The organism is Roseivivax sp. CAU 1753 (assembly GCF_054482575.1).
The window spans coordinates 119,815-140,074 of the sequence record NZ_JBTLRF010000002.1 but is presented as its reverse complement, the minus strand read 5'-3'; the positions used below and the strand labels follow the sequence as shown (position 1 = coordinate 140,074).

The following is a 20,260-nucleotide window of genomic DNA, read 5'->3' as shown; positions in this document are numbered from 1 at the left end:
TTCTCCTTGGCGCAGCTTTTCGAGCCCTTGCGGCCTCTCATCGCGAGGACGCCCGCAAGGGCGGAAGAGCCGCGACCGGTCACATCAGGTCGCGCACATCTGTCAGACGGCCCGTCACTGCCGCCGCCGCCGCCATCGCAGGCGACATCAGGTGCGTACGACCGCCGCGCCCCTGCCGACCTTCGAAGTTGCGGTTCGAGGTCGAGGCGCAGCGCTCTCCGGGGGCCAGCTGGTCGGGGTTCATGCCCAGACACATCGAACACCCCGCGAGCCGCCACTCGAAGCCCGCATCGATCAGTTGCTGGGCGATACCCTCTTTCTCGGCCTGCGCCCGCACGAGCCCCGATCCGGGCACGATCATCGCGCGCAGCCCGTCCTTGACCCGGCGGCCTTCCATGATCTTCGCCACTTCGCGCAGGTCCTCGATCCGGCCATTGGTGCAGGACCCGATGAACACCGTGTCGATCTCGATCTCGCTGAGCTTCTGACCGGGCGTGAGGCCCATGTAGTCCAACGACCGCTTGACCGCCTCGATCTTGCCGCCCGCGAATTGATCCGGCGCGGGCACCTCGGCGTCGATGGGCAGCGTATCCTCGGGCGACGTGCCCCAGGTCACCGTCGGCGCGATGTCTTCGGCCTTCAGCGTCAGGACCTTGTCCCAATGCGCGTCATCGTCGGAATAGAGCGTTTTCCACCAGCTGAGCGCCGCGTCCCACTGTTCGCCCTTCGGGGCGTGCGGGCGGCCCTTGACGTATTCGAAGGTCTTGGCGTCAGGCGCGATAAGACCGGCGCGCGCGCCGCCCTCGATGGCCATGTTGCAGATCGTCATGCGGCCTTCCATCGACAGCGCCTCGATGGCCTCGCCGCAATACTCGATGACATAGCCGGTGCCGCCCGCGGTGCCGGTCTTGCCGATGATCGACAGCACGATGTCCTTGGCGGTCACACCCGGCGGCAGCTGACCTGTCACCTCGACCTTCATGTTCTTCGACTTGGTCTGGATCAGCGTCTGGGTGGCCAGCACATGTTCGACCTCGGAGGTGCCGATGCCGTGGGCCAGCGCGCCGAACGCCCCATGCGTCGCGGTGTGGCTGTCGCCGCAGACGATGGTCATGCCGGGCTGAGTCCAGCCCTGCTCGGGGCCGATGATATGCACGATGCCCTGGCGCACGTCGGACACCGGGTAATAATGCACCCCGAATTCGCGCGCGTTGCGGTCAAGCGCCTCGACCTGAATGCGGCTTTCCTCGTTCTCGATCTTGGCGTCGCGCCCTGCCGTCGTCGGCACGTTGTGATCGGGCACCGCGATGGTCTTGTCCGGCGCGCGCACTGTCCGGCCCGTCATGCGCAGACCTTCGAAAGCCTGCGGCGAGGTCACTTCGTGCACCAGATGACGGTCGATATAAAGATGCGTGGTGCCGTCTTCGGCGGCATGGACGACATGGGCGTCCCAGATTTTGTCGTAAAGCGTTTTTCCGGCCATGGGGGATCCCCAGATATGTGAATGATGTGAAACGGTGTCTCGCAGGCCCCGGGTACCGGATCGGACGCGTCCCAATCCGGTCTCTCGGGTCGCACGGCCTTATGGGCGCGCCAGCACGGTATGGCGGATCGCACCAAAGAACCGCTCTTTCAGGCGTACCCGATCATCTAGGTCAATCACGCGTTCCATGGCATCGCCAATAGCGCGTCGCCCGCCCTGTCGCAAGGCACAAGACGCGGTGGACCCGCGCCCCTGCCCCCCGGTCGGGCCTGCGAAATCTGGTCGCACACCGCCACGTCGCATTGGAAAGACGCGTCAGAACCGTTATGCGGGACCGGGCACACCCGAAAGGTCCCGCGATGTTCAGCCCCCTCAACCTCGTCAATGGCGCATTGATCCTGCTGATCCTGGCAGCGCTTGCCTTCGTCTGGACGAGCGGGCTCGACGCCGGACCCAAAACGCTGGATATCGGGCCCGATTTCGCCGGTCGCTGACGCAATGCGGCTTGCCGCATGCCGCCAGAGGTGCATCTTGGTGCGGATGGTCGCATTCCGGGTTCCCAAAGCATGACTTCCGATGACGCATTCGCAGAGGTCCTGGCCCTGCTCACCCGGCTGCTGACCGAAGCGCAACTGTTCGTCGAAGGGCTGCTGCGCCCCTGGAACGTCTACCAGCTGATCATCGCCGTGGGCCTGTTTGTCGTGGCGCACCTGCTGAACCGGGTGTTCGCGCCACGGATATACGAATGGATGCGCACCCGAGAGGGCTGGCCGAAGTGGCGCATGCGCCTTCTGCTCGTGCTGCACCGGCGGATCCGGATGATCCTGTTCGTGGTGATGATCTGGCTCACGGTTTTCATCATGCGCGAGGTCACGTGGCCGTCGCGATCCTATATCCTGGCGATCATCTCGGACCTGGCGACCGCGTGGATCTTCATCGTGGTGGCCAGTCGGCTGATCAGCAACCCGGTCATGCGCTTTCTGGTGCGTTACGGCGCCTGGGCATGGGTCACCCTGTCGATTCTGAACCTCACCGATACCGCGCGCGCGGCACTCGATTCCGTCGGGATCACGCTGGGCGAAAGCCGCCTGACACTGTGGCTGATCTTCCAGGCGCTCGTGTTGCTGGTCATGCTGTTTGTCGGCGCGAGGTTCGTCTCGACCGTCTCGGCGGCACGCATCCGGGCAAACGACGATATCTCGCCGTCGATGCAGGTGCTTGCCATCAAGTTCCTGCAACTGCTGCTTTACGGGGCGGCGTTCTTCACCGCCCTGCGCCTGGTGGGGGTCGATCTGACCGGTCTGGCGGTGCTGTCCGGGGCCATCGGCGTCGGCCTCGGCTTTGGCCTGCAAAAGGTGGTGTCGAACCTTGTGTCGGGCGTGATTCTGCTGCTGGACCGGTCGATCAAGCCCGGCGATGTGATCTCGCTGGGCGAAACCTTCGGCTGGATCAACTCGCTGGGTGCCCGCTACGTGTCGATCACCACCCGGGACGGCAAGGAATACCTGATCCCGAACGAGGACCTGATCACCGGGCAGGTGGTGAACTGGTCGCATTCCAACGATTTCGTGCGGCTCGATATCTATTTCGGCACCGGCTACGGGGACGACCCGCACCTGGTGCGCAAGATCGCGGTCGAGGCGGCGACACGCACGGACCGCGTGCTGAAGGACCGCGCAGCGGTCTGTCATATCGTGGGCTTCGGTGACAGCTCGGTCGACTATATCCTGCGCTTCTGGATCAAGGATCCCACCGCCGGCCTGACCAATATTCGCGGCAATGTGTACCTGGCGCTTTGGGACGCCTTCAAGAAACACGACATCTCGATCCCATTCCCCCAGCGCGAGGTGACGCTGCTCGAAGGCTCGGTCGTGGGGCGCCCCGATACCGACAGGCCGACGCCCGCCCCGGACTAGATCCGGGGCCTCGCGGGTCTGCCGTTTGCGGGCCTATTCCGGATCGACCCTGCCGCGCAGCGCCTTTTTCTCGCCGGTGACCTTCTTGGCCTTCAGGCGCCGCTTCTTGGCCCCCAGCGTCGGCCGCGTCGGGATGCGCCGCTTGGGTTTCTCGAAGGCCTGCGCAACCAGTGCCGCGAGGCGCGCGCGGGCGATCTCGCGGTTGCGCGCCTGGCTGCGGGTCTCGTCGACCTGCAGCACAATTGCACCTTCCTTGGTCCAGCGCCGCCCCGCCAGCCGCCGCAGACGCGCCTTTACCGGGTCCGGCAGGTTCGGCGACCGCTCTGCCTCAAAGCGCAATTCGACCGCGGACGACACCTTGTTGACGTTCTGCCCGCCCGGGCCCGAGGCGCGGATGAACTGCTCGGTCAATTCCCAATCCTCGAGCGCGACCTGGTTGTTGATCTTCAGCATGAAACCGTCTCCGGGGCCGGGATGCCCCCTGTAGTATATCCCTGCAACATAAAAGGGCCGCCCCTGAGGGCGACCCTTCGAGAATGTGGAGGTGGCAGCGGTTAGGCTTGCACCAATCCGGACGATCATCCGTCTGTAGGGTTTGCCCTAGATCCGGGCCCTCCGAACTGTTCCGACACCTCTCTCCAATGGTTCTCTAGACACTGGACCACCTCCTTTCTCTGATTGCTCAATGAGGTCAGCCTGCCACGGTTTTCCTCGGACGCAAAACAAAATCTTGTGGTCAGGCGGTGCGCGGTGTCGATAGAGCCTTTAAAACGATCATTCGGAACGGAACCAGCGCCAGCACCGCGAGCGAAAGTTTCACCATCCAGTCCGCTACCGCCAGCGAAACCCAGAGCGGCACCAGCGGCCCCGCACCCAAAAGCGGCAGCACCTCGCCTGCCCAGCTGACATCGTTGCCCGGCTCGAGGAATGACAGCGCCCCGGAAAATGCGATGGTGAAAAAAAGCGCGGTGTCGACCGATGCGCCCACCAGCGTCGAGGCCAGCGGCGCGCGCCACCAGCGCCCGCTTCGCAGCCGGTCGAAGATCGCCACGTCCAGCAGCTGCGCCGTCAGGAAGGCAACGCCAGAGCCCAGCGCCACTCGAAGCGTCACCAGCGGGCCGAATTCGCCCTGGATCTGCGTGCCGATCAGGGAACAGGCAACCCCCGCGACGAAGCCTGCCAGCACAACCTGGCGCGCGGCCTGCTTGCCGTAGATGCGGTTCATCAGGTCGGTCACGAGAAAGGCGATGGGATAGGTAAAGGCGCCCCAGGTCAGCCATTGGCCGAACAGGAACTGCACCAGGATGTTCGAGGCGACGACAACGGTCGCCATGGCAAGAATGCCGGGGATATGTACGCGGGTCATGGCGGTCTCTTTCCCGTTTTGACAAGGTTGCGGGGACTTGGCTCCGGACAAGACCGGAACAGGCGCGCGGCATAGACGACACGGCGGTCCCGCGCAAGTCATTCCGTGACGCGGTACTCGACGAACTCGGTGCGCTGGAAGAACTTGAAATTGTCGTCCGAGATCATCGTCAGCCGCGTCCGCCCATCGCTGTCCTGCCAGGCGGCAATGCCTTCGAGATTGTCGAACACCCCGACCCCGCTGGCAAACAGGATCCGTTCGGACACGACCAGATCGTCGACCAGCAGGATCTGCCGCACTCGGCTGCGAAAGCCCAGACCGTTGAACTCACGCTCGAGCAGGTAGAGCGCGCCATCCGGCCCGAAATCCGCCCCCACCGGCAGAAAGCCGCCGTGGCGGGCAATGTCGAACGGCTGGGACCAGCGGCCCTTGTAGAACTTCCAGACCGGAAACGGCTGGGTCAGCGCGCCAGAGCGTTCGGGCAAGGTGTAGAGCGCGCCATCGGTGTCGATGGCCAGCGCCTCCAGTCCGGAGTTTGGCTGCAACGCCCCGAAGGCCGGCGGCACCGGCAGGGCCGTCGCGCCCCGGTCGCCATAGGCCCAGAGCCGTGACTCCTGTTCGAAACTCACGATCCGCGTGCCGGTCGGGCTGATCGCCAGCCCCTCGGCGTCGCGGTCGTTCCGGGTCAGCGGGCGTCCGTCGGGTCGATGCAAGGGCGTGATCCGACCGGATTCGATGCCGGTGATGCGGTTGCCGTCGCGCAGGATGCGGCCCGCGACGATCGCGCCGCGATCGCTGATCGCCACAAAGGACCCGCCATCGGCGGACAGTTCGATGGCCGAAAAGCCGCCGAACGCCGGATCATCGACGCGCCAGGTATAGCGCGACAGGTATCCGTCGCTTTCCGGTTCCGCCGCGCAGGCGGGCAGCACCAGAAGGCACAGGGCGCTCAGCGCGCCGAGAGTACGGAGGCGCATTGGGCCGGAAGGTCCCCCAGGGTAAGCTCACGCTTGGGTTTGGGCTTGGGCTTGGGCGCGTTCGGATCGGGCGGCGGCGGGTTGAGGATGTTGTTCACCCAGGCCTGCGCATCGGCGCAGCCATCACCGGCGGGCGGGGCCGCCTGATCGACGCAGCCGGTTGCGCCCTTCGGGCAGTTCAGACGCACGTGGAAATGATAATGATGCCCGTACCAGGGCCGGATCTTGTTGAGCCAGGAGCGATCGCCCTTGGCCTCGTTGCACATCTTCACCTTGGCCCCCGGAAACACGAAGATCCGTGCGACACGCGGGTCCGACGCCGCGCGCTTCATGATTTCCTGATGCGCCGGGGTCCAGTTGTCGTTGGTATAGGCCCCCTTGGCGCGGCGCAGCGAAATCGACGAGATGCTTTCGCGCTCGGCTGTCGACAGGTTGAGCCGGTCGGTGGGCCGCATCCAGATGTCGATATCCAGGCCGATCTGGTGGCTGGCATGCCCGGTCAGCATCGGCCCGCCGCGCGGCTGGCTGATGTCACCGATGTAAAGCCCGTTCCATCCGGGCTGGGTGGCGGCGAACCGCGACAGGTCGCGGATGAAATCGATGGTGGCGGGCTGGCCCCAGTTGCGGTTCCGCGACAGTCGCATCGCCTGCCATGTGGGCCCCGTCTCGGGCAATTGCACGTTCCCGGCGGCGCATCCCTTGGCATAGGACCCGTAGGGCTTGGACGCCTGGCTCGATGCGCGCTCCTCGGTGCCGAACAACTGCTTGGCGCTGCGCGTGGACAGCACGCCAGAGACCGTCGCGGCCTGGGCTTCGGGCGCGCCCGGGTTGGCGTTTCTCGGCGCGGGGGCATCGTCGCCGCCGCCGCATCCGGTCAGAAGGGCTGCGGCCAGCGCAAGGCTTAGAAATGGTCGGATCATACTGCTCGATCTCCGTCGGGTTTGACCCAGTGTAGCAAAAGAATACCGATGACGAAAAGAACAATGAGCGGGCTGACCCCAACTTGCTGTGACCCGCTGGCGAAGGTCGCGAAGCCGATCAGCATCGGTGCCAGGAACGAGGTCGCCTTGCCGGACAGCGCATAGAGACCGAAGCCTTCGGTCATCCGCTCCGGATGGGCCTGGCGCACCATCATCGTGCGCGACGCCGCCTGCAGCACGCCGCCCGCCGCCCCGATCACCACGCCGAAGACGTAGAACGCGATGTCGGGCGCGATCGACCCTTCAGGCACCGGAATGAAGAACACAGACGACCGGCTGACCAGCACGATGCTGACCGCCACCGCCGCCAGCAACACGATGCACACCGTGATGACGGGTTTCGGACCGTGGCGCATGTCGGCCTTGCCGCCCAGCCAGGCAAAAAGCGCGCCCGAGACGATGGCGAGGATGCCGAAGATGCCGACATCGACGACGCTCCACCCCAGCACGCCCGCCGCATAGATGCCGCCGAAGGCATACATTCCGTTCAGCGCATCGCGGTAGAACATCGACGCACCCAGGTAGGCAAACAGCGACGGATGCTGCGGCAGTGTCCGGATCGTGCGGCGCAGATCGCCAAGCGCCAGACGCAAGGCGCCCTTCGGCGCGGGCCTGGCACGCGGATCGCGGACCCAGAGGAAGAAGGGGATCATGAAGACCGCATACCAGATCGCCGTCAGCGGCCCGACAAAGCGCGTGCCCTCGCGCGCGACCGGATCGAGGCCCAGCGCCGGAGAGAGGCCAATGAAGGTCTTGCCGGTTGCCGCGCTCTCGGCAAAGAACAGCAGCATGATCACCAGCGTGATGAATCCGCCCACATAGCCGAAGGCCCAGCCATTGCCGGACAGCCGCCCGATCTCTTCGCGCGGACCGAGATCGGGCAGCATCGCGTTGGTGAAGATGGTCGCGAACTCCATCCCCACAAGCCCCAGCGCGAAGAAGAACAGCGTCGCGTAAAGGTTGAAGTTGCCCGGGGCCGCGAACCACAGCATCCCCGATCCGACGACATAAAGCGCCGAAAACAGCCAGATCCACCGGATGCGATTGCCGCCCGTATCGGCGATGGCCCCGAGCACCGGCGCAAGCAGCGCGATGGTCAGCCCGGCAAAGCCGATGCCGAACGCCCAGGCGGTTTGCGCCGCAGCGCCATCGGCCATCAGGTCCTTGACGTAGGGCGCGAAGATGAAGGTGATGAGAAGGGTATTGTAGGGCTGGCTGGCCCAGTCGAAGAAGAACCAGCCCCAAATGCGTTTGCGCGTCTCGCTCATGTCGGCCCCGTCCCCATCCCAGTGCGGGATGAAACGCTGCAAGACACCGCAAGGCAAGGGGCGGTTTGCGGCAGCGGGGGTTTTGCGTGGTCTGTTGCCGTCCGGGCGACCTCAGGACATCGGCGGCCAGGGGCGCTGATCCTCGGCACTGGACCAGGCCGCGATCCAGGCGGGCATCTCCGGCGGCGCGGCCGCGATGCCCAGCGCCTCGGCAACCCGCGACGGCGGCACGATGCCGTTGCGGTCGGTGACGGCGGTCCGGTAAAGCGCATGGCTGGCGCAGTCGCCGTTCGACTTCCACATGGACTGTTCGATATACATGAACCTGGCGTCCCAGGTAACGATCCGCGACCGCATCTCGATCCGATCGAACATCCGGATGCGGCGACGATATCGCACCGAGGAGCCCGCCACCGTCAGCCCCCACTTGTGCGTGCGCATGGCCGGGATCAGCCCGCCGCGCGCGGCCAGCGGAATGCGACCCAGGTCATACAGCGTCAGGGTGCGCCCGTTGTTCAACTCCCACCACATATCGAGATCCCAGGGCCAGCACATGTGGTGCGAGACGTGATCCTCGCCGACCGCAAGTGGTGCCGCCTTGCGGTGGACCCAGATTTCCTTGAACAGGCGCGCGAAGGGATACATGGCAAGGCTCCTTTGCGGGCGGGATGAAGCGCGCCCCGAAGAAGGTCAAGCGCGAACGCGGCGGCACTTGCCCTTGGGTGGTTCGGTGCTTAGGTCTGACACCGCATTGACCACGAAGGACCCGCTGCCCATGCAATCGCTTTTCCAGATCCTGATGCTGCTGCTCGACATCGTTTGGTTCTTCATCATCGCCCATGTGATCATGAGCTGGCTGATCAATTTCCAGGTGCTGAACCTCCGCCAGCCGCTGGTCGCGCAGATCTGGGACGGGCTGAACCGGCTTCTGGAACCGGCCTATTCGCGCATCCGGCAGATCCTGCCGCAGATGGGTGGGCTCGATCTGGCGCCGCTGGTGGCCCTTGTCGCGATCTATGCGCTGCGGATCGTGCTGGCGAACAACGCCGGGCTGTTCTACGGCTAGGCTGCGGCTCGCGTCTGGCAAACGCACCCCGCCGGACGCGGCGCGCCCTGCCCCGCACCTGATGCGGGGCCACGGATTGCACCCGCCCGCCATTGACATGCATCACTCAGGTTAACCCTTGTCCGTCTATTCTTAGTATGAGACTCTTCCGCTCAGAGCAGATCTAGACAAAACAGGGTCAACCCCCATGCCTCGCGATCTTACCGACGCGGACACGCTGCTGCGCGATGTCTTTGGGTACGATGCCTTTCGCCCCGGTCAGGGCGAGATCGTCGATGCCGTTGCCAACGGTGCGGATGTGTTGGCGATCATGCCCACGGGCGGCGGCAAATCGCTGTGCTTCCAGTTGCCCGCATTGATCCGCCCCGGCCTGACCGTCGTCATTTCGCCGCTCATCGCGTTGATGCGCGATCAAGTCCGCGGCCTGCGCGAGGCTGGCGTGGCAGCCGGGGCGCTGACCTCTGGCAATACCCCCGAGGAAAACGATGCTGTCTATGACGCACTTCGGGCGGGTAATCTCAAACTGCTGTATCTTGCGCCGGAGCGGCTCGCCTCGGGCGGCACCGCGCGTCTGCTGAACGATGCGCATGTGACCCTCATCGCCGTGGACGAAGCGCATTGCGTCAGCCAGTGGGGCCACGATTTCCGCCCCGATTACCTGCGCATCGGCGCGTTGCGCGCAGAACTGGACGTCCCGGTCGCCGCCTTCACCGCCACCGCGGACGAGGAAACCCGCGCCGAGATCATCGATCGGCTGTTCCACGACAGCGCGCCGCAGGTGTTCCTGCGCGGCTTCGATCGCCCCAACATCCATCTGGCCTTTGCGCCGAAAGACAGCCCGCGCAAGCAGATCCTGACCTTCGCCGCCGCCCGCAAGGGGCAATCCGGCATCGTTTATTGCGGCACCCGCGCCAAGACCGAAACGCTGGCGCAGGCCCTGCGCGCCGACGGCCATTCGGCGCGCTGCTATCACGGCGGCATGGCCCCTGAAGACCGCCGCGTGGTCGAAGAGGCATTCGCCACCGAGGACGGGCTGATCGTGGTCGCGACGGTCGCCTTCGGCATGGGGGTCGACAAACCCGACATTCGCTGGGTCGCGCATGCGGACCTGCCCAAAAGCATCGAGGCCTATTACCAGGAAATCGGACGCGCCGGGCGCGATGGGAGCCCTGCCGAGACGCTGACGCTTTATGGGGCCGACGATATTCGCCTGCGCCGGTCGCAGATCGACGAAGGCCTCGCCCCGCCCGAACGGCGTGTGGCCGATCATGGGCGGCTCAATGCGCTGTTGGGGCTGGCCGAGGCCCAGACCTGTCGCCGCGAGACGCTGCTGGGATATTTCGGCGAGACCGTGGCCGAGCCCTGCAAGCATTGCGACCTGTGCGACAGCCCCCCCGAAACGTTCGACGGCACCGAGGCGGTTCGCAAGGCGCTGTCCGCCGCGCTGCGCACCGGCGAGAATTTCGGCGCCGGGCACCTGATCGACATCCTGCGTGGCAACGATACCGAAAAGGTCCGGACCCGCGGCCATGACCAACTGCCCACCTACGGCGTCGGCAAGGATCTGGGTCAAAGCCAGTGGCAGGGCGTGTTCCGGCAGATCATGGGCTTCGACCTGATGCGCCCGGACCCGGAACGTCACGGCGCGCTGGTGATGACCGACCGCGCGCTGCCGATCCTGAAAGGTGCGGAAAGCATCCGCCTGCGCCGCGACGTGGTCGACCGAAAGGCGGCCCGCGCGCAGCCCAAGGCACTGGTCAATGACGAGGACGCCCCGCTTCTGTCCGCGCTCAAGGCCAAGCGCCGGGCACTGGCCGAGGCGGCGTCGGTCCCGGCCTATGTCATCTTCAACGACCGCACGCTGATCGAGATGGCCGAGACGCGGCCCCGGACACTGGACGACATGGCAGGAATTTCGGGCGTCGGGGCCAAGAAACTGGACCGCTACGGCCACGATTTCCTTTCGGTGATCGCGGGTGAGGCAGAGGCGCTGCATCCGGCGCGGCGCAAGCTGGCGGGCAAGTCGTCCGGCACGCTTTATGATCGCCTTCTTGCCGCGCAGGTCGCGTTGGCGCGGGGGCCGGACGGCACCGAAAAGCCGCTGACCTGCTCGGCGTCGCAACTGGCCCGGATCGCCGAGGCCAGGCCCGCCAGCGACGCGGCCCTGGCCCGCTACCTCGACGCGCGGCGGCAGGACCGCTTTGGCGCGGCCTTTCTGGACGTATTGCGAAACCCCGCGTGATGTCGCGGCTTTTCCCGGGCGGCACCGCGACCTAGATAAGGGCAACCACCGAAGCCAGAAGGACCCGACCCATGTTGATCGTCATATCGCCGGCCAAACGGCTTGACTGGAGCGCGCGGGACGTGACCGCCACGACGCCGGTTTTCGATGACGACGCTCGGCGGCTGGCACGGACCATGCGAAACCTGACATTGCGCGATCTCAAGGGGCTGATGGACCTGTCCGACGATCTGGCCAGGCTGAACCGCGACCGCTTTCGGGACTTTTCCGATACGCCCGCGCCCGATGCCCTGCGCCCCGCCGCGCTGGCCTTTGCGGGCGACACCTACCAGGGGCTCGAGGCCGCAACGCTCGATGCCGACGAGATGGCATGGGCGCAGGATCACCTGCGCATCCTGTCGGGATTGTACGGCGTGCTGCGGCCCCTCGATGCGATCCAGGCCTACCGGCTCGAAATGGGGTCGCGGCTGAAGACCCGGCGCGGGGCCTCGCTCTATGCCTATTGGGGCACTCAGATCGCCAAAAACCTGCACAGCCAGGCGCAGGCCCTGGGAACCAACGTTTTAATCAACTGCGCCAGCCAGGAATATTTCGGCGCGGTTCCGGAAAAGGCGCTGGGCCTGCGGATCGTCACGCCGCAATTCATGGAAGACAAGAACGGCACCCCGAGGATCGTGAGCTTTTATGCCAAGAAGGCGCGCGGTGCGATGGCGCGGTTCGTGGTGCAGAACCGGTTGACCGACCCCGACGCGCTGAGCGATTTCGACCTGGGCGGCTACGCATACAGACCCGACCTGTCCGGCCCCGACACCCCTGCCTTTGTCCGTCGGGCGGATGCCGCCGCGGCGGCCTGAGGCGGAATTTCAGCCCGCGGGGACCGGCAACCGGCCGGGCAAAGCCGCCTCGATCGCCGCGCGGATGGCCGCCTTTCGCACCGGTTTGGTGACGAAATCGTCCAGCCCTTCGGCAAGGATCGCTTCGCGGTCCCCGGTCATGGCATGGGCCGTGACCGCGATGACCGGCAATCGGGCGGCACCGGTCCTGGCCTCTTCCGCGCGCAGGCGACGCGTTGCCTCTTTGCCGTCCATTCCGGGCATCGAGATGTCCATGAAGACAAGGTCGGGACGGCGGGCGGCAATCTCGTCCAGCGCTTCCCGCCCGTTTTCGGCGATGCGCAGGCGCACGGGCAGGTCCCCCACCATCTTCGAAAAGACCAGTTGATTGGTCTTGTTGTCCTCGGCCAGCAGCATGTCGATTAACGGCAGGTCCGGGGTCTCTGCGGGCGCTGCAATGGCCTTCGGTTTCGCGGCCTTCGCCACTGTCGGCGCATCCGGTGCCACGATCGGGCTGATCCGGGCCAGCGCAGCGTAAAGCGTGGCGCGGGGGGCGGGGCGTTTCAGCACTGCCTGCACCACACCCGATTCAAGCGTCGCGCGTTCCTGATCGGGCAGGGTGACAGACAGGATGATACCGCGCTTTTCGCCCTTGGCGCGCCATTGCGCCGCCAAAGACGACCCGGACACCCCGCCCATGTCATCGGCCAGGATCGCGACCTGCCAATCCTGCGACCGCGCCGCCGAAGCCTCTTCGGCGGAGGCCGCCATGATCGCCGCGATCCCGGACTGGCCCAGCTGACGGGCAAGGATCGCGCGCGATCCCGCATGCGGATCGGCCACCAGGACCCGCGAGATCGCCTTGAAAGACAGACGTTCGTCGCCATCCGGTTCGGGCGCCTTGCCCAGCACCACCCGGAAGCCGAAGCACGACCCCTCGCCGGGGGTGGAATCGACCCAGATTTCACCCCCCATCAATTCGACCAGGCGCTTGGTGATCGCCAGGCCCAGACCGGTCCCCTCGAAGGCGCGGTCGCGCTCTTCCTCGACCTGGTTGAAGACGCCGAAGATATGCTCTGTCTTGGCGGGCGGAATGCCGATGCCGGTATCCTCCACCGTGATGTTGAGGGTGATGCGCCCGTCGTCCTCGCCCAGCCCGATGATGCGGATCAGGATCTGGCCATTGTCGGTGAACTTGATCGCGTTGCCGATCAGGTTGGTGAACACCTGCCGCAGGCGGTTGGCGTCGCCGGAAAACCGACTGGGCAGGAAAATGTCGTAGTCCACCAGCAGCGACAGCCCCTTTTCGCGGGCCGATCCCTGCACCAGCGTCACCAGATCGTGCACCAGGCATTCCAGATCGAATGGTTCGTCCGCGATCACGACGCGATCCGCCTCGATCTTCGAGAAGTCCAGCAGATCGTTGATGACCACCAGAAGCGCCTCGCCGGAATTCTGGATGGTTTCGGCGTAGAGTCGCTGTTCGTCGTCCAGCCCGGTCGTCATCAGCAGTTCGCTCATGCTGACCACACCGTTCATCGGCGTGCGGATCTCGTGGCTCATGTTGGCAAGGAATGCGGATTTCGCGCGGTTCGCGGCCTCGGCGCGCTGGATCGCGGTTTCAAGGTTGGCCTGCGTGTTCTTCAGATCGGTGATGTCGACCCGCAGACCCACCCGCGACCCGTCAGAGATACGCCGCTCGAAGATGCGCAACCAGCGGCCATCGTCGAGCGGTTGCTCGAGCACGATCTCGGCCTTGCGGTGGTTGGCCATCCGCTCTGCCAGCCATTCCTCTTCGCGGCCGACCGCATCCAGGTACTGCCGGTTGCGCAGCCCGTAACGCAGGATTTCCTCGAACGTGGCACCGGGCACCATTGCCGCCGCGGACTTGGCGTAGATGCTGCGATACTTGTCATTGCACATCACCATCCGGTCTTCGGGATCGTACAGCACGAACCCGTCGGGCAATTCCTGCACCGCCGACCACATGCGCATCAATTCCGTCATGTCCACCACGAGGCTGACGATGCCGTCGTCGCTGGTGCGCCGGTTCTGGACCTGGATGAACCGGCCATCCCATAGCCGCAGCATCTGCGGCTTCGAGGTCTGCGCGGTGAAACTCGCCTCCATCCGCCGCGTCCAGTCGGCAATGGGTTCGTCGCCGATATCGACAAGCCCCTCTTCGGCGGCGACGGTGATCAGGTCGCGGTAATGCGTGCCCGGGCCGACATCGTTCAGCCCGTCATAGACCGACAGATAGGCCGAGTTGGCGATCTCGAGCGCGCCTTCGGGATTGAACAGCGCAAAGCCGTCGCGGATCGCCTCGAGCGCCTGCCAGAGGTGCGATTCGACCACTTCGATCTTCTGCACCGCGTGGTCCAGTTCGGTCGCGACGCGCGCATGTTCGCTGCGCATCGAGGCCACCTGCGCGCGCGCCTCGTACACTTCCTGCGCCAGTTCGCGCGTGTGCAGGCCAAGCTTTCGATTGGCCGCCATCAGCTCCTTGTGCTTCTGCGCGAGCAACTTTTCAGCCGCCAGGCGCGCCCGCCGTTCTGCAGTGAGCGCATGGCTCAGCGTCATGTCAGCTCCTTCCCCTCGTGCCGCTATCTGGGCGGCAAGCTCTGAAAAAGTGCTTAACATTGGCAGGTTGTGATCGAATCCGTGGCGGATTCGGCTGCGGCATGTCACAATCGGGCCATTCCGGATAGAGGAGCGATGCCATGCGTGCCATTCTTGCTGCGGGACTTGCGGCCCTGCTTTTCATGCCCACGCTCGCTGTCTCGGAGGTGCCCCAGCGGCGCAGCATCGTCATCAATGACGTCGATTTCCCCGGCGGCGATCTGCAAAGCCTGTTCGACACCACGCTGGAGGCCTGCGAACGGGTCTGCCTGAACGATCCGGCCTGCAATGCCTTCACCTTCAACGCCCGGTCCCGCGCCTGTTTTCCCAAAACCGGAGAGACCGCGCGCGTCGCCTACGAGGGCGCGATCTCTGGCCTGGTGGTCAACACACCGACAAGCGTGTTGGACCGTGCAGCGACCCGCGCCGCCGATCTTGCGTTTCTGCGATCCGGCGACCTCGGGGCCGCCGCCGATCAGGCGCGCGCTCTGGGCCTGCGGTATCGGGGCGGGCAATGGAGCGTCGCTGCGCTGTTGCAGGCCGCCGAAGACGCGGAGGCCCGGGGCAACCTTGAAGCCGCGATCAACTGGACCGCTGCCGCCGTGGCGCAGGATGACGATGCCGCGCTCTGGCTGGATCTGGCCGAGCTTGCCGACGCTGCCGCACGACGCAGCAATACCGGCGCTGCGCGGCGGTTTCACAACGAGGCGCGAAACGCGGCGATCAACGCCTATCTGCGCGCCGGGCCCGATCCGTTGCGTGCCGCAAGCCTGCTGAGCCTCGCGCGCAGCCTCGAGGAAACCGGCGACGGACGCCTTGCCATCCCTGCCCTGCGCCTTGCCGAAACGCTGTCGCCGCGCGACGACATCGTCGCGCTTCTGGACGAGATGATCGGGAAATACGGCTTCCGGGTTGCCGATTCCCGCGTCGAAAGCGACAGCACCGCCCCGCGAATCTGCGCCGAGTTCACCGAACCGCTGGTGCAGGCGGGGCAGGATTACACCCCTTTCGTGCAGTTGCCTGATGCGCGCCTCGCGGTCGAGGCGTCCGAGCGCAGCCTGTGCATTTCGGGCGTCACGCACGGCGAACGGTATCGCGTGGTCTTCCGTGAAGGCCTGCCCGCCGCGTCGGGCGAGGCACTGGTGCGCGATACGGCGGTGACGCTGTACGTGCGCGACCGCGCGCCAAGCGTCCGGTTTCCGGGGCGGGCCTATGTGCTGCCGCGCACCGAGGGTGCGGGTCTGCCGGTCGAGACGGTCAATACCGACATAGTCGACCTGACCCTGCGCCAGGTCAGCGACCGCTCGATCCTGCGCAGCCTGCAACAGAACCTCTTTGCCCGGCCCCTCTCAGCCTGGGAAGAGGAAGACCTGACCGCCACCCTGGCCGAGACCATCTGGCAAGGCCAGGTCGAGATCGCATCGACGCTGAATACCGATGTGCTGACGCGGATTCCGCTGGCAGAGGCGCTGGGCGACCGCGCCCCGGGAATCTATGCGCTGGCCGCCCGCGTACCCGGGTCGGACCCATATGACGACCCCACCGCGATGCAGTGGTTCGTACTCTCCGATATCGGCCTGACGACGCTATGGGGGTCGGACGGGCTGACCGTGGTGGCGCGCCGCCTGTCGGATGCGACGCCGCTGGACGGGCTCGACCTGTCGCTGGTGGCCACGTCGAACCGCGAACTGGACCAGATGACGACCGACGCGCGCGGCATCGCGACGTTCCCTGCCGGTCTGACCCGGGGCGCCGGAGCCAGCGCCCCGGCGCTTCTGGTGGCCCAGACCGGCGACGACATGGCGTTCCTGTCGCTTGACGGTCCGGCCTTCGATCTGTCGGACCGGGGCGTTGCCGGGCGCGAAGCCCCGGGGCCGATGGACGTCTTTCTGACCACGGAGCGCGGCGCCTACCGCGCCGGAGAGGTCATTCACGTGACCGCCCTTCTGCGCGACGCCCGCGCCGCCGCCATTGACGGCGTTCCCCTGACCGCGACCCTGACCCGGCCCGACGGGGTCGAACACGCGCGCCAGATCTCGACCGATGGGCAGGCGGGCGGTCATGTGCTGGCCTTTCCGCTGGCCCCCGCAGTGCCGCGCGGGACCTGGCAGGTGGCGGTCCATGCGGACCCTGACGCGCCCGCACTGGCCACGACCCCGGTGCTGGTCGAGGATTTCGTGCCCGAGCGGGTCGATATGGCGCTTACGCTGCCGGAAGGGCCGATCGACCCGGCGGCACCGCCACAGCTGTCGGTTCAGGTCGATTACCTGTTCGGCGCACCCGGGGCCGATCTGGCGCTGGAAGGCGAGGTGCGGCTCAGCGCGCAGACCACCATCGACAGCGCGCCGGGCTACCGTTTCGGTCGTCACGACGCCGATACCGCGACAACCACCGAAATCCTGCCCGAAGGCCTGCGCACCGATGCCCAAGGCCGTGCGCAAATCGTCCTGCCACTGCCCGCGCCGGAATTATCGGACCGCCCGCACCGGGCAGAGGCGATTCTGCGCGTCCTCGACGGGGCCGCGCGCCCCGTCGAACGGCGCATCACCCGTGCGGTGACACCCGCGAATGACGTCATCGGCATCCGCCCGCTGTTCGAGGGCACCGTGCCCGAGGGCACAGAGGCGGAATTCCTCGTGCAGGGCTTTGCGCCCGATCTGGCACCTACCGCGATGCAGGTCGAATGGACCCTCAACCGGGTCGAAACCCGCTACCAGTGGTATGCGCTCTACGGCAACTGGAACTGGGAGCCGATCACCACCCGCAGCCGCATCGCCGGGGGCGCGCTGACCCTCGGGGAGGACCTCGCGCGGATCACCGCCCCGCTGGACTGGGGCCGCTACGAACTGGTGGTCGAACGCACCGACGGCAGCTACGTGACCTCGTCGGTCACGATGAACGCGGGCTGGTACGCGCCCGCCGGGGCAGTCGAGACGCCCGACATGCTGGAACTGTCGCTCGACCGGGACAGCTATGCGCCCGGCGACACCGCGCAACTGCGTCTTGTGCCACGCGCCGGGGGCCGGGTTCTGGTGTCGGTCCTGACCGACCGGGTGATCGCGATGTCGGCCCATGAGGTCGGCGCGGCTGCGTCGGTCATCGACCTGCCCGTCACCGACGACTGGGGCACCGGGGCCTATGTCACCGCCGAACTGCTGACCCCGCTCGACACCGCCGAAGGTCGCAACCCGACGCGGTCGCTGGGCCTGGCCCATGCCGCTATCGACCCCGGAACACGGGTGCTGGACGTGACCATCGAGGCCGCGCCCGAGGCCATGCCGCGCGGCCCGCTCGACGTTGCCATCACAGTGCCCGATGTCGGCGCTGGCCCGGCCTATGTCACCCTGGCCGCGGTCGATCAGGGCATTCTGAACCTGACCGCCTTTGCCACCCCGGACCCCGCGGCGCATTACTTCGGACAGCGCCGCCTGGGTGTCGAGATGCGCGATCTTTACGGTCGGCTCATCGATGGCCAGAACGGTGCCATGGGGCGGGTCCGCTCGGGCGGGGATGCGATGGGCCGGATGGACATGCAAAGCCCGCCACCGACAGAGGCGCTGCTGGCCTTTTTCGAGGGGCCGCTGACGCTGGACGAGACGGGCCGCGCAGAGGTCACCCTCGATCTGCCCGCCTTCAACGGCGAAGTGCGGCTGATGGCGCTGGTCTGGACCGCGACCGCCGTTGGTTCCGCCGAAGATACCGTGCTGATCCGCGATCCCGTGGTGATGCAGGCGGCGATGCCGCGCTTTCTGGCACCCGGCGATACCTCGCGGCTGTCGCTGGAGCTGACCCACGCGACCGGACCTGTCGGCGACGTGACGCTCGAGATTTCGTCGCGGGGCGTGACGGTTGGGCTGGAGTCCCTGCCCGCTGCGATCACGCTGGGACAGAACGAAACCGCTCGGGTGCGCCTGCCGCTGACTGCAAGGGATGTCGGCGATCACGACCTTTCCATCACGCTGACCACCCCGGATGGCACGCGCCTGACCAAAACGCTGGCCCTGGGCGTGCGCCGGAACGATCCCGTCACTTCCGAAACCCGGCGCATCACGCTGGGCGCGGGCGATACCTTCACCCTCGATGATGCGCTGTTCGCGGGCTACACGGGCGCGCCCGAGGTTCTGGTCTCTGCCGGGCCCTTCGCGCGGTTCGACGTGCCGGGGCTTCTGCGCAGTCTCGATCGGTATCCTTACGGCTGCACCGAGCAGGTGGCCTCGCAGGTCATGCCGCTTTTGTCGCTGGGGCCGGTGGCCGAAAGCCTGGGGCTTGTCCCGCCCGCCGGGTTGCCTGCCAAGATCGACGCGGGCATTGCCACGATCCTTGCCCGGCAAGCGCCGAACGGGGCCTTCGGCCTGTGGCGCGCGGGCTCGGGCGATGGCTGGCTCGATGCCTATGCCACCGACGTGCTGTCCCGGGCGCGCCGCGATGGGCATGCGGTCCCCGACCGGGCCTTCGCATCGGCGCTCGACAACCTTGCGAACCGGGTTTCCTATGCGCCCGACTTCGACACCGGTGGCGGCGACATCGCCTATGCGCTTTACGTGCTGGCGCAGGAAGGCCGCGCGGCCATGGGCGATCTGCGCTATTACGCCGACGAAAAGGGCACCGCCTTCTCGACCGCGACGGCGCAGGCACAGCTGGGCGCGGCGCTGGCGGCTTATGGCGATCAGCGGCGGGCCGACCGGATGTTCGGGCTGGCGGCGGACAGGCTGGCCGCTGCCGACATGTCGCGCGGATACCGGTCGGACTACGGCTCGACCCTGCGCGATGCCGCAGCCCTGGTGACGCTGGCGCAGGCCTCGGGCAGCACGGCGCTGGACATGGCCCCGCTGGCATCACGGCTCGGCACCCCCGGTCGCGCGCTGTCGACGCAGGAAAGCGCCTGGACACTGGCGGCGGCAATGGCGCTGGTCGCCGATCCCGCCGCGTCGGGTCTGCGTGTCGATGGCGCGCCGGTCACCGGGCCCTATGTCCGTCGACTGTCGCCCGGCCTGCCGCCCCAGCGGATCGAGACCGAGCGCGAGACCCTGCTGACGCTGACCACCCTGGGCGTGCCCGAAACGCCCCCTGCGGCAGGTGGCTACGGCTATGCGCTGGACCGCGCCTATTTCAGGCTCGACGGCACGCCGCATTCCGGCACCGTCGCACAGGGCGACAGGCTGGTGACTGTGCTGACGGTGCGGCCCGCCGAGGCGACCGCCGCGCGGCTCATCCTTGACGATCCGTTGCCCGCCGGGTTCGAGATCGACAACCCGTCACTGTTGCGTGCGGGCGATATTTCGGCGCTCGACTGGCTCGAGACCGCCGAGACCGAAACCGCCGAGTTCCGCACCGACCGCTTCATCGCCGCCGTCGACTGGGAGGGCACAGAAACCTTCCGCCTTGCCTATATCGTGCGCGCGGTGTCACCCGGCACGTACCACCACCCCGCCGCCCTGGTCGAGGACATGTACCGCCCGGAATATCGCGCGGCGACCGCAACGGGCCGCATGGCCGTGACAGAGTAGAGC

Annotated in this window: 14 protein-coding genes; 6 read left to right on the top strand and 8 right to left on the bottom strand. The window is 66.5% G+C overall.

Annotated features, from left to right (window positions below):
* Nucleotides 1-79 precede the first annotated feature (79 nt).
* Nucleotides 80-1,483, bottom strand: coding sequence for a 3-isopropylmalate dehydratase large subunit (leuC, locus tag ACXYMN_RS05540; protein ID WP_459012501.1), 1,404 nt, complete (start codon nucleotides 1,481-1,483; stop codon nucleotides 80-82).
* A 359-nt stretch (nucleotides 1,484-1,842) separates the two neighbouring features.
* On the opposite strand from leuC, the gene ACXYMN_RS05535 reads away from it, so the two are divergent.
* Both ACXYMN_RS05535 and ACXYMN_RS05530 read left to right on the top strand, forming a co-directional pair.
* Nucleotides 1,843-1,977 (top strand): hypothetical protein, encoded by a 135-nt coding sequence (locus ACXYMN_RS05535; RefSeq protein WP_459012500.1) that lies wholly within the window; start codon nucleotides 1,843-1,845, stop codon nucleotides 1,975-1,977.
* A 72-nt stretch (nucleotides 1,978-2,049) separates the two neighbouring features.
* Entirely contained in the window at nucleotides 2,050-3,399 is a 1,350-nt protein-coding gene (locus ACXYMN_RS05530; RefSeq protein ID WP_459012499.1) for a mechanosensitive ion channel family protein, read from the top strand.
* A 33-nt stretch (nucleotides 3,400-3,432) separates the two neighbouring features.
* Here the strand turns inward: ACXYMN_RS05530 and arfB are convergent, their stop codons facing one another.
* The 6 genes from arfB to ACXYMN_RS05500 form a co-directional block, all read right to left on the bottom strand.
* On the bottom strand, nucleotides 3,433-3,852 hold the full coding sequence (gene arfB, locus ACXYMN_RS05525) for an alternative ribosome rescue aminoacyl-tRNA hydrolase ArfB (RefSeq protein ID WP_459012498.1): 420 nt from the start codon (nucleotides 3,850-3,852) through the stop codon (nucleotides 3,433-3,435).
* 283 nt (nucleotides 3,853-4,135) lie between these two features.
* Nucleotides 4,136-4,765 carry a queuosine precursor transporter gene (locus ACXYMN_RS05520; protein WP_459012497.1) on the bottom strand — a complete coding sequence of 210 codons (630 nt, stop codon included), beginning with the start codon at nucleotides 4,763-4,765 and terminating at the stop codon, nucleotides 4,136-4,138.
* A gap of 98 nt (nucleotides 4,766-4,863) precedes the next feature.
* Nucleotides 4,864-5,742 carry an esterase-like activity of phytase family protein gene (locus ACXYMN_RS05515; protein ID WP_459012496.1) on the bottom strand — a complete coding sequence of 293 codons (879 nt, stop codon included), beginning with the start codon at nucleotides 5,740-5,742 and terminating at the stop codon, nucleotides 4,864-4,866.
* On the bottom strand, nucleotides 5,715-6,662 hold the full coding sequence (gene mepA / locus ACXYMN_RS05510) for a penicillin-insensitive murein endopeptidase (protein WP_459012495.1): 948 nt from the start codon (nucleotides 6,660-6,662) through the stop codon (nucleotides 5,715-5,717). Before mepA ends, ACXYMN_RS05515 begins: the two co-directional genes overlap by 28 nt.
* Complete coding sequence (locus ACXYMN_RS05505) at nucleotides 6,659-7,990, bottom strand: MFS transporter (protein ID WP_459012493.1); 1,332 nt, start codon at nucleotides 7,988-7,990, stop codon at nucleotides 6,659-6,661. Before ACXYMN_RS05505 ends, mepA begins: the two co-directional genes overlap by 4 nt.
* A gap of 111 nt (nucleotides 7,991-8,101) precedes the next feature.
* Complete coding sequence (locus tag ACXYMN_RS05500; protein ID WP_459012492.1) at nucleotides 8,102-8,635, bottom strand: acyl-CoA thioesterase; 534 nt, start codon at nucleotides 8,633-8,635, stop codon at nucleotides 8,102-8,104.
* Nucleotides 8,636-8,765: 130 nt separating this feature from the next.
* Between ACXYMN_RS05500 and ACXYMN_RS05495 the strand changes: the two genes are divergently transcribed.
* The 3 genes from ACXYMN_RS05495 to yaaA all read left to right on the top strand — a co-directional run bounded on the left by ACXYMN_RS05495 (nucleotide 8,766) and on the right by yaaA (nucleotide 12,152).
* Entirely contained in the window at nucleotides 8,766-9,056 is a 291-nt protein-coding gene (locus ACXYMN_RS05495; protein ID WP_459012491.1) for a YggT family protein, read from the top strand.
* Nucleotides 9,057-9,243: 187 nt separating this feature from the next.
* Nucleotides 9,244-11,298, top strand: coding sequence for a DNA helicase RecQ (gene recQ / locus ACXYMN_RS05490; protein ID WP_459012490.1), 2,055 nt, complete (start codon nucleotides 9,244-9,246; stop codon nucleotides 11,296-11,298).
* A 71-nt stretch (nucleotides 11,299-11,369) separates the two neighbouring features.
* Complete coding sequence (yaaA, locus tag ACXYMN_RS05485) at nucleotides 11,370-12,152, top strand: peroxide stress protein YaaA (RefSeq protein WP_459012489.1); 783 nt, start codon at nucleotides 11,370-11,372, stop codon at nucleotides 12,150-12,152.
* Between the two features lie 9 nt (nucleotides 12,153-12,161).
* On the opposite strand, the gene ACXYMN_RS05480 is transcribed toward yaaA, so the two are convergent.
* The gene (locus ACXYMN_RS05480) at nucleotides 12,162-14,711 is read right to left on the bottom strand and encodes an ATP-binding protein (protein WP_459012488.1); all 2,550 of its coding nucleotides are present in this window, start codon (nucleotides 14,709-14,711) and stop codon (nucleotides 12,162-12,164) included.
* A gap of 140 nt (nucleotides 14,712-14,851) precedes the next feature.
* Here ACXYMN_RS05480 and ACXYMN_RS05475 point away from each other — a divergent pair, with 140 nt between their 5' ends.
* Nucleotides 14,852-20,257, top strand: coding sequence for an alpha-2-macroglobulin family protein (locus ACXYMN_RS05475; protein WP_459012487.1), 5,406 nt, complete (start codon nucleotides 14,852-14,854; stop codon nucleotides 20,255-20,257).
* The last annotated feature ends 3 nt before the right edge of the window (nucleotides 20,258-20,260 follow it).

Bases quoted from the DNA above. Each gene is read 5' to 3' on its own strand.
- ACXYMN_RS05515 (WP_459012496.1), bottom strand. From the start codon at position 5,742: ATGCGCCTCCGTACTCTCGGCGCGCTGAGCGCCCTGTGCCTTCTGGTG.
- ACXYMN_RS05500 (WP_459012492.1), bottom strand. From the start codon at position 8,635: ATGTATCCCTTCGCGCGCCTGTTCAAGGAAATCTGGGTCCACCGCAAG.
- ACXYMN_RS05505 (WP_459012493.1), bottom strand. From the start codon at position 7,990: ATGAGCGAGACGCGCAAACGCATTTGGGGCTGGTTCTTCTTCGACTGG.
- yaaA (WP_459012489.1), top strand. From the start codon at position 11,370: ATGTTGATCGTCATATCGCCGGCCAAACGGCTTGACTGGAGCGCGCGG.
- leuC (WP_459012501.1), bottom strand. From the start codon at position 1,483: ATGGCCGGAAAAACGCTTTACGACAAAATCTGGGACGCCCATGTCGTC.
- mepA (WP_459012495.1), bottom strand. From the start codon at position 6,662: ATGATCCGACCATTTCTAAGCCTTGCGCTGGCCGCAGCCCTTCTGACC.
- ACXYMN_RS05495 (WP_459012491.1), top strand. From the start codon at position 8,766: ATGCAATCGCTTTTCCAGATCCTGATGCTGCTGCTCGACATCGTTTGG.
- ACXYMN_RS05520 (WP_459012497.1), bottom strand. From the start codon at position 4,765: ATGACCCGCGTACATATCCCCGGCATTCTTGCCATGGCGACCGTTGTC.
- arfB (WP_459012498.1), bottom strand. From the start codon at position 3,852: ATGCTGAAGATCAACAACCAGGTCGCGCTCGAGGATTGGGAATTGACC.
- ACXYMN_RS05475 (WP_459012487.1), top strand. From the start codon at position 14,852: ATGCGTGCCATTCTTGCTGCGGGACTTGCGGCCCTGCTTTTCATGCCC.
- ACXYMN_RS05535 (WP_459012500.1), top strand. From the start codon at position 1,843: ATGTTCAGCCCCCTCAACCTCGTCAATGGCGCATTGATCCTGCTGATC.
- recQ (WP_459012490.1), top strand. From the start codon at position 9,244: ATGCCTCGCGATCTTACCGACGCGGACACGCTGCTGCGCGATGTCTTT.
- ACXYMN_RS05530 (WP_459012499.1), top strand. From the start codon at position 2,050: ATGACTTCCGATGACGCATTCGCAGAGGTCCTGGCCCTGCTCACCCGG.
- ACXYMN_RS05480 (WP_459012488.1), bottom strand. From the start codon at position 14,711: ATGACGCTGAGCCATGCGCTCACTGCAGAACGGCGGGCGCGCCTGGCG.